The sequence below is a fragment of the Pseudomonas sp. PS01303 genome (assembly GCF_029959385.1).
GTDB classification, from domain to species: domain Bacteria; phylum Pseudomonadota; class Gammaproteobacteria; order Pseudomonadales; family Pseudomonadaceae; genus Aquipseudomonas; species Aquipseudomonas rustica.
On the sequence record NZ_JASCPK010000192.1, the window covers coordinates 1 to 8,768 of the forward strand.

The following is an 8,768-nucleotide window of genomic DNA, read 5'->3' on the forward strand; positions in this document are numbered from 1 at the left end:
TGTGAGCCTGCGCGCTATTGGCAATCTCAGTCGATGAAGATGTCGACTTAAAAAAAGTCATCGCGAGCAGGCTCACTCCTACAGGATCGGGGGTGTGACCAAGGCATTCACCAGGCGGAAAAGAATCTCAACACCCGCCACTCGGAATTGTTCTCGAACCTCCTGCTCAAACTAGCCAAATCCCCCCTCATACCCTCCCCTCGCCGCCAACGTCGCCGATGTTGCCGCCATCACACTTATCCACGACTTCGCCGACATAATCCGCGAACGTGCAGGTATTTTTAACACTTCAAAATTCTCGGGGAACATCTGTCCGTCATCTCGGTCGGCTACAAAGAGTGATCAAAGCGACGCACGTCAGAAGCGTGCAAAAACGCGACATTTTTAGTTGATCTCAGGCCCCTCACGCCCTAAAGTTCGCGCCGAACGTCCATGCTGGAAACGATCCATCCGGCTCAAGTACTGACGACGAGACAGCAAGGCCAAGGGCAAATCCGCCCGTGGCCTTTTTGCTTTCGGCGACATGCCTTGGGAAGTAGGCGAACCAAAGTGGGGATACGGAGGACGTTCATTTGCACCCATTGTTTAATTCAGTTTGCCAGTAGGAGTTCCCAGCATGTCGATCAATGTCGAAGACTATTTCGCGCGCGCCACTTTTGACAAAATGAAGGCGTTTGCCGACAAACAGGAAACCCCGTTCGTGGTGATCGACACCGCGATGATCAGCCAGGCCTACGATGACCTGCGCGCCGGTTTCGAATTCGCCAAGGTCTACTACGCGGTCAAGGCCAACCCGGCCGTCGAGATCATCGACCTGCTCAAAGAGAAGGGTTCGAGCTTCGACATCGCCTCGATCTACGAGCTGGATAAGGTGATGGATCGCGGCGTCAGCGCCGACCGTATCAGCTACGGCAACACCATCAAGAAATCCAAGGACATCCGCTACTTCTACGAGAAGGGCGTGCGTCTGTTCTCCACCGACTCCGAAGCTGACCTGCGCAACATCGCCAAGGCTGCACCGGGCTCGAAAGTCTATGTGCGAATCCTCACCGAAGGCTCGACCACCGCTGACTGGCCACTGTCGCGCAAATTCGGCTGCCAGACCGACATGGCCATGGATCTGCTGATCCTCGCTCGTGACCTCGGCCTGGTGCCTTACGGCATCTCCTTCCACGTCGGCTCGCAGCAGCGCGACATCAGCGTCTGGGACGCGGCGATCGCCAAGGTCAAAGTGATCTTCGAGCGTCTGAAAGAAGAAGACGGCATCCACCTCAAGCTGATCAACATGGGCGGTGGCTTCCCGGCCAACTACATCACCCGCACCAACAGCCTGGAAACCTACGCCGAAGAAATCATCCGCTTCCTCAAGGAAGACTTCGGTGATGACCTGCCGGAAATCATTCTCGAGCCAGGCCGTTCGTTGATCGCCAACGCCGGTATTCTGGTCAGCGAAGTGGTACTGGTCGCACGCAAGTCGCGCACGGCTGTTGAACGCTGGGTGTACACCGATGTGGGCAAGTTCTCCGGCCTGATCGAAACCATGGACGAAGCGATCAAGTTCCCGATCTGGACCGAGAAGAAAGGCGAGATGGAAGAAGTGGTCATCGCCGGCCCGACCTGCGACAGCGCCGACATCATGTACGAGAACTACAAGTACGGTCTGCCGCTGAACCTGGCGATTGGTGACCGGTTGTACTGGTTGTCGACCGGTGCTTACACCACCAGTTACAGCGCGGTTGAGTTCAATGGCTTTCCGCCGTTGAAGTCGTATTACGTTTAATTGTTGAACCGGTAATGCGAAAAGCCCACGACGTGTCGTGGGCTTTTTTGTGCTTGTGTGTTTGCCGTGAATTTTTTGGTGGGGCCGATATCGATCCCCCTCACCCCAGCCCTCTCCCCCAAGGGGGCGAGGGGAAAGGGAGCAGATTGGGGGCCTTTCAAATCCTGAGTTCGACGCGATATTTCAGATCGGTGTATCTGGAACATCCAGCTCGGTCAGTCCCCTCTCCCTCTGGGAGAGGGTTAGGGTGAGGGCTCTTGGCTCCGAAGCGCATACCGCCCAGCCAACGCCTGAATCCTCGGATCCGTAGCACTCGCCAACGCCTGGCTCGCCACCCGCAGGAAATTCAAATTACCGCCCGCCAGCGCCTTCTCAAGCCAAACCACAGCCTCATCAATCCGCCCTTCCCCCGCCAACACCGCAGCAAAACTGAACTGCCCGCGAAAATCCCCGCCCTCTGCCGAACATCGATACCAATCACGCGCCGCACTCGGATCCGCCGCACACACCTGCCCTTCCTCCAGATACCGTCCCAGCAAATTCATCGACTTCGCATGACCGATTTCCGCCGCACATCGATACAACGCCAACGCCTGCAGATGATCCACTGCGACACCGCGCCCGGTCGCCAGCAGATTGGCGAGGTTGTACATCGCCCAATCCAGCCCGGCCTCCGCGGCGATCCGGTAATGCTGCGCCGCAACCGCCGCATCCGCCGCAACACCCCAGCCATGCTCATGACAACGCCCGAGCATGTTGCGCGCCATCAGATGCCCGCGTCCCGCAGCGATGCCGAACCAACGCAGCGCCAGCGGCTGATCCTTGGCGATGCCTTGGCCGTCCAGAAGAATCTGCCCGAGCAACGCCTGCGCCTCCACTTCGCCCTCTCCCGCCGCCAGCAGAATCGCTTGCGCGGCACGGGCCGGACTTTCTTCGAGCATTGCGCTGAGTTGTTCGCCGCTGAGGATTTCCTCGCGGCGCAGTTGGAAACTCATACCTCGACCCAGCGACGCAGCAGGTTGTGATACGTGCCGGTAAGGCGGATCAGTGAAGGATGGTCAGGCATGTCTTGGGTCAGTTGCTGGATCGCGCCGTCCATCTCGAACAGCAGCGCGCGCTGGCTGTCTTCGCGCACCAGGCTTTGCGTCCAGAAGAACGACGCATAGCGGGCGCCGCGAGTGACCGCGTTGACCTTGTGCAGGCTGGTGCCGGGGTACAACACCATGTCGCCGGCGGGCAGTTTCACTTGTTGCGTGCCGTAGGTGTCCTGGATTTCCAGTTCGCCGCCGTCGTAATCCTCGGGCTCGCTGAAGAACAGCGTTGCCGACAAATCGGTGCGCACGCGCTCGATGCTGCCCTTCGGTTGGCGCACGGCGTTGTCGATGTGGAAATCGAAACTGCCACCAGCCGTGTAACAGTTCACCAACGGTGGGAAGACTTTGTGCGGCAATGCGGCCGACATGAACAGCGGATTTTTCCACAGCCGCTCGAGCATCGCCGCGCCGATTTCCTTGGCCAGCGGATGACCTTCAGGCAGTTGCAGATTGTGCTTGGCCTTGGCCGACTGGAAGCCGGCGGTGATCTTGCCATCGGCCCAGTCAGCCTGCTCCAAAGCCTGGCGAATGCGCTGCACCTCGTCTTTCGCGAACAGTGCGGGGATGTGCAGCAGCATGGCGATGTCACCTGATGGCAAAGAGGCGGCAATGGTATTGATTCTTATTGTCTGTGTAAAACCCGGGAGACGAATGAACTGGCAGAAACCGTAAGGTTAAATTGTAAAGAATGTAAATTCAGTGCGAATAACAATGTTTCGCAATTGATACGAATACCTGTTTACCCTATATTCCGCTGCCTCAAATCCTTGGGGAGGGGAATAAAAATGGCACGTCAACACGCACAATTACCGGTCAGTTCACCACGTCTGCTCGCCTCTGCAATCGGCGTCGCAATTACCGCCGGCTCCGCTGGCCAGATGGTGTTCGCTGCCGAGAAAACCGACAGCAAAGCGTCCGGCAATGCCATCGCTCTGGACGCCACCGCCATCACCGGCGAAGCGCAGGACTCGACGTCCTACCAGGTCGAAAAAGCCTCCTCGCCCAAGTACACCGCGCCGCTGGTCGACACGCCGCGCTCGGTCACCGTGATCCCGCAACAAGTACTCAAAGACACCGGCGCCCTGAACATGCAGGACGCGCTACGCACCGTGCCGGGCATCACTTTCGGCGCCGGTGAAGGCGGCAACCCGCAGGGCGACCGTCCGTTCATTCGTGGTTTCGACGCCCAGGGCGACACCTACCTCGACGGCGTGCGCGACACCGGTTCGCAGAGCCGCGAAATTTTCGCCGTGGAAAACATTGAAGTCAGCAAGGGCCCGAACTCCGCCATCGGTGGTCGTGGCGCAGCGGGCGGCAGCATCAACCTGGTGAGCAAGAAAGCCCACCTCGGCAACTCGTTCGACGGTGGTTTCACTTGGGGTTCCGACCAGACCCAGCGTTACACCCTCGACGGCAACTACCAGTTCAGCGACACCGCCGCTGGCCGTCTGAATCTGATGAGCCACGAGAGCAACGTCGCCGGCCGTGACAAGGTCGATTACGACCGTTGGGGTATCGCCCCGTCTCTGGCGTTTGGCCTGGGTACCGACACCCGCGTCAACCTCGATTACTACCATCTGGAAAGCAACGACACTCCGGACTCCGGCGTGCCGTACACCATTCCGCTCGGCGGCTCGGCGGCACGCAGCAAATCCAATCCGGACAAGCCGTACTCGGGTGGCGACCACAGCAACTTCTACGGTCTGGATCGCGATTTCCGCAAGGGCCGCACCGACACCGCGACCTTCGCCATCGAACACGATTTGAGCGACTCGCTGACCATCAAGAACACCCTGCGTCACGGCACCAGCATGCAGGATTACATCCTGACCCAACCGGACGACAGCAAGGGCAACGTCAACAACGGTACGGTCTGGCGTCGTGCAAACACTCGGGTGAGCAACACCGAAACCACCACCAACCAGACTGATCTGTTCGGTAACTTCTACGTCGCCGGCTTCAAGAACAGCTTCTCCACCGGTGTGGAATACACCCGTGAGGAAAGCCAGAAGTCCTCGTACAACGTCAACACTGACACCACGCCGCGCACCACCGCCGCGACCACTAACTGCAACCCGGGGCTGATCGGCGCAGCCAGCGGCTACAACTGCACCTCGCTGTCCAACCCGAACCCGAACGATCCGTGGAACGGCGCGATCTCGCGTAACTACGCCGGCACTGACACCCAGTCCGATACGTACGCGCTGTATGCGTTCGACACGCTGGAGTTGTCCGAGCAGTGGCTGGTGAACATGGGCCTGCGTTACGACCACTTCGAAACCGGCTACAAGACTTACAACAACGGTGGCACCACCACTTCGAAGGGCTCTGACACCAGCGAGTTCGTCACCGGTCAGTTCGGCGTGGTTTATAAGCCAGCGGAAAACGGCAGCATCTATGCGTCTTACGCGACCTCGGCCACGCCACCGGGCAACACCCTGGGCGAAGGTCAGGAAGGCAACCCGTTGGGCGGCAGCACTGACCGTGCCGGTAACCTGCTGAGCAGCGACATGGAGCCGGAAACCACCAAAAACTACGAAATCGGTACCAAGTGGGATCTGCTCAACGATCGTCTGTCGCTGACCGCTGACATCTTCCGCACCGAGAAAGAAAACGCTCGGGTACAAGTCGACACCACTTCGTACGAAAACGCCGGCAAGACTCGCGTGCAAGGTTTCGAACTGTCGGCCAGCGGCAAGATCACCGAGAAATGGCAAGTGTTCGCCGGTTACGCGTTCATGGACAGCGAGCAAGTTGATGGCGGCCCGCTGAACCGCGCCACCGACGGCAACGAACTGCCTAACACCCCGAAAAACAGCGCCAGCCTGTGGACCACTTATCAGGTCACACCGAAGCTGACCCTCGGTGGCGGCGCGTTCTATGTCGACGACGTTTACGGCAGCGTGGCCAATACGACCATGGTCGATTCGTATGTGCGTTACGACGCGATGGCGGCGTACAAGCTGACCAAGAACGTCGACCTGCAACTCAACGTGCAGAACCTGACCAACGAAACCTACTACGACAAAGCCTTCTCGACCCATTTCGCCAACCAGGCGGCGGGCCGTACGGCACTGTTGAGCACCAACTTCCACTTCTAAACCTGTAGGAGCAAAGCTTGCTCGCGAAGGCGTCGTGTCAGAGGGCATCGACGCAGCTGATACACCGCTTTCGCGAGCAAGCTCTGCTCCTACAAAAACAGTGGGCCCCGTTCATTCAGTTGAACGGGGCTTTTCTGCGTAATAAAGAACGCTTCTCGATAACCCACGGCATAATGCGCGCCGTGATGACAATTTCCGAACGGACGGCGAGTGACGTGTTGAAGAAAACCCTGTTCCAGTTGCACTGGTTTTTTGGCATCACCGCAGGCCTGGTGCTGGCGTTGATGGGCATCACCGGCGCGACTTATTCGTTTCAGGACGAAATCCTGCGGGCGCTGAATCCCTCCGTCCTGCAAGTGGAAAAACAAGTCGCCGGCGTCTTGCCACCGGTCGAACTGGTCGAGCGCATCGAAGCCGCGTCCGGCAAAAAAGTCTCGATGCTCTCGGTCGAGACCGACAGCGGCAACGCAGCGAAAGTGTTCTTCACCCCGCCCAAGGGTGAGCGTCGCGGCGAGATGCGCTACTTCGATCCCTACACGGGCGAATTCATGGGCGATGCCGTCGGCCAGGACTTCTTCGGCCTGATGCTGCAACTGCACCGCTTCCTCGCCATCGGCGATATCGGCCGCAACATCACCGGCGCTTGCACGCTGATCCTGCTGTTTTTCTGCCTGTCCGGTCTGTACCTGCGTTGGCCGCGTCAGTGGAACAGCTGGCGTGTGTGGCTGACCCTCGACTGGAAGAAAAAGGGCCGCGCCTTCAATTGGGATCTGCACTCGGTGGCGGGCACATGGTGCCTGTTGGTCTATCTGCTGCTGGCGCTGACCGGGTTGTCGTGGTCGTACGAGTGGTACAACAAAGGCCTGACCAAACTGCTTTCCGATGCGCCGCAAAACGAACGCGTGCGCGGTGGTCGTGGCCCGGCACCGCAAGGCCCAGCGCCGACTGCCGATTACGCGGCGATGTGGAGCAGCATCTACAGCGCCGCCGGCCCTGGCTTGTCTGCCTACAACATTCGTATGCCGCCCGTGGTTGGCCAACCGGCGACCGTGTTCTATCTGCTGGAAAACTCGCCGCATGAGCGCGCGCTCAACCAGATCACTCTCGACCCGGCCACCGGCATCGTCAAACGCGTTGATCGTTACGCCGACAAGAGCTTCAAGGCGCAACTGCTGACCAGCATTTATGCACTGCACGTCGGCAGCTATTTCGGCCTGATCGGACGGATCATCATCACCCTCGCGGCGGTGTGCATGCCGCTGTTTTTCATCACCGGCTGGCTGCTGTACCTCGATCGTCGGCGCAAGAAAAAGCAGATCAAGGACGCACGTAAAGGCCTCGAACAACCGGCGGGCGATGCACCGGCGTGGCTGATCGGTTTCGCCAGCCAGAGCGGTTTCGCCGAACAACTGGCGTGGCAAACCGCCGGGCAATTGCAGGCCGCCGGTTTGCCGGTGAAGGTGCAGCCGCTGGCGAATGTCAGCGAGCAGGATCTGCGTGAATCGAACAACGCGCTGTTCGTCGTCAGCACCTTCGGCGACGGCGAAGCACCGGACAGCGCCCGTGGTTTCGAGCGCAAAGTGCTGGGCAAAGCTTCGACACTGGACAGCTTGAACTACGCGGTGCTTGGACTCGGCGATCGTCAGTACCAGCACTTCTGCGGCTTTGCCAAACGTCTGCATCAGTGGCTCGGCGAGCACGGTGGCAAGACACTGTTTGCGCCGGTGGAAGTCGACAGCGGCGATCCCTATGCGCTGCGTCACTGGCAGACGCAACTTGGTCTGCTCACCGGACAAGCGCCGGTCGACACCTGGCAAGCACCGAGCTACGACAACTGGACGCTGACCCGCCGCGAATTGATGAACCCGGACAGCAGCGGTTCGCCGGTTTATCTGTTGGGCCTGAGCGCACCGAACACCAGCAGCTGGCTGGCTGGTGATCTGGTCGAAGTGCTACCGCGCAACTGTCCGTGGGTCATCGAACATTTTCTCGACGGCCTCGGCATTCGTGGCGAGACCATGGTGAAAATCAACGGCCTCGACGAGCCGCTGGAAGTGGCACTGGCTTCGCGTCAATTGCCGGAGCATCGCGCGCATCTGGTCGGTTTGCATGCGCAGTCGCTGGTCGATGCGATGGTGCCGCTGGCCATGCGCGAATACTCGATCGCCTCGATTGCCGCCGACGGTGTGCTGGAGCTGATCGTGCGTCAGGAACAGCATGCCGATGGCACGCTGGGCATTGGTTCCGGCTGGTTGACCGAGCATGCGCCGGTCGGTGGCAGCATCAGCCTGCGCGTGCGCCGCAACAGCGGATTCCACCTGCCGAACGAGCCGGTGCCGATGATTCTACTGGGCAACGGCACCGGTCTGGCCGGGCTGCGCAGTTTGCTCAAGGCACGGATTGCCGACGGTCAGCAGCGTCAATGGTTGCTGTTTGGCGAGCGTAACCGTGAACACGATTTCCTCTGCCGCGCGGAGCTGGAAGAGTGGTTGATTAACGGTGATCTGGAACGGCTGGATCTGGCGTTTTCGCGGGATCAGGCGGAGAAGGTTTATGTGCAGGATCGCTTGCGTGAATCGGCGGGTGAGTTGAAGAAGTGGCTGGCGGACGGTGCCGTCATCTACATCTGCGGTAGCCTTCAGGGCATGGCCACAGGCGTGGATCAGGTACTCAAGGACATTCTCGGCAGCGCTGAAGTCGAGCGCCTGATCGAACAGGGCCGCTATCGCCGTGACGTTTACTGACACACCGCTTTCCCTGTAGGAGCTGCCGCAGGCTGCGATCTTTTGATCT

5 protein-coding genes are annotated in these 8,768 nt (G+C 59.5%); 3 read left to right on the top strand and 2 right to left on the bottom strand.

Going from position 1 to position 8,768, the window contains the following annotated elements; genetic code table 11:
* Positions 1-616: 616 nt before the first annotated feature.
* A complete protein-coding gene (locus QMX93_RS28155) occupies positions 617-1,780 on the top strand; it encodes a type III PLP-dependent enzyme (protein ID WP_053117055.1) in 1,164 nt (387 codons plus the stop codon).
* Between the two features lie 242 nt (positions 1,781-2,022).
* Here the strand turns inward: QMX93_RS28155 and QMX93_RS28160 are convergent, their stop codons facing one another.
* Complete coding sequence (locus tag QMX93_RS28160) at positions 2,023-2,775, bottom strand: tetratricopeptide repeat protein (protein ID WP_282358795.1); 753 nt, start codon at positions 2,773-2,775, stop codon at positions 2,023-2,025.
* Complete coding sequence (locus QMX93_RS28165) at positions 2,772-3,452, bottom strand: Fe2+-dependent dioxygenase (protein ID WP_123594505.1); 681 nt, start codon at positions 3,450-3,452, stop codon at positions 2,772-2,774. Before QMX93_RS28165 ends, QMX93_RS28160 begins: the two co-directional genes overlap by 4 nt.
* A 207-nt stretch (positions 3,453-3,659) precedes the next feature.
* Between QMX93_RS28165 and QMX93_RS28170 the strand changes: the two genes are divergently transcribed.
* Positions 3,660-5,975, top strand: coding sequence for a TonB-dependent siderophore receptor (locus QMX93_RS28170; RefSeq protein WP_282358796.1), 2,316 nt, complete (start codon positions 3,660-3,662; stop codon positions 5,973-5,975).
* A 215-nt stretch (positions 5,976-6,190) separates the two neighbouring features.
* Entirely contained in the window at positions 6,191-8,719 is a 2,529-nt protein-coding gene (locus tag QMX93_RS28175) for a sulfite reductase flavoprotein subunit alpha (RefSeq protein ID WP_282358797.1), read from the top strand.
* The last annotated feature ends 49 nt before the right edge of the window (positions 8,720-8,768 follow it).

Bases quoted from the DNA above. Each gene is read 5' to 3' on its own strand.
- QMX93_RS28160 (WP_282358795.1), bottom strand. From the start codon at position 2,775: ATGAGTTTCCAACTGCGCCGCGAGGAAATCCTCAGCGGCGAACAACTC.
- QMX93_RS28165 (WP_123594505.1), bottom strand. From the start codon at position 3,452: ATGCTGCTGCACATCCCCGCACTGTTCGCGAAAGACGAGGTGCAGCGC.
- QMX93_RS28155 (WP_053117055.1), top strand. From the start codon at position 617: ATGTCGATCAATGTCGAAGACTATTTCGCGCGCGCCACTTTTGACAAA.
- QMX93_RS28170 (WP_282358796.1), top strand. From the start codon at position 3,660: ATGGCACGTCAACACGCACAATTACCGGTCAGTTCACCACGTCTGCTC.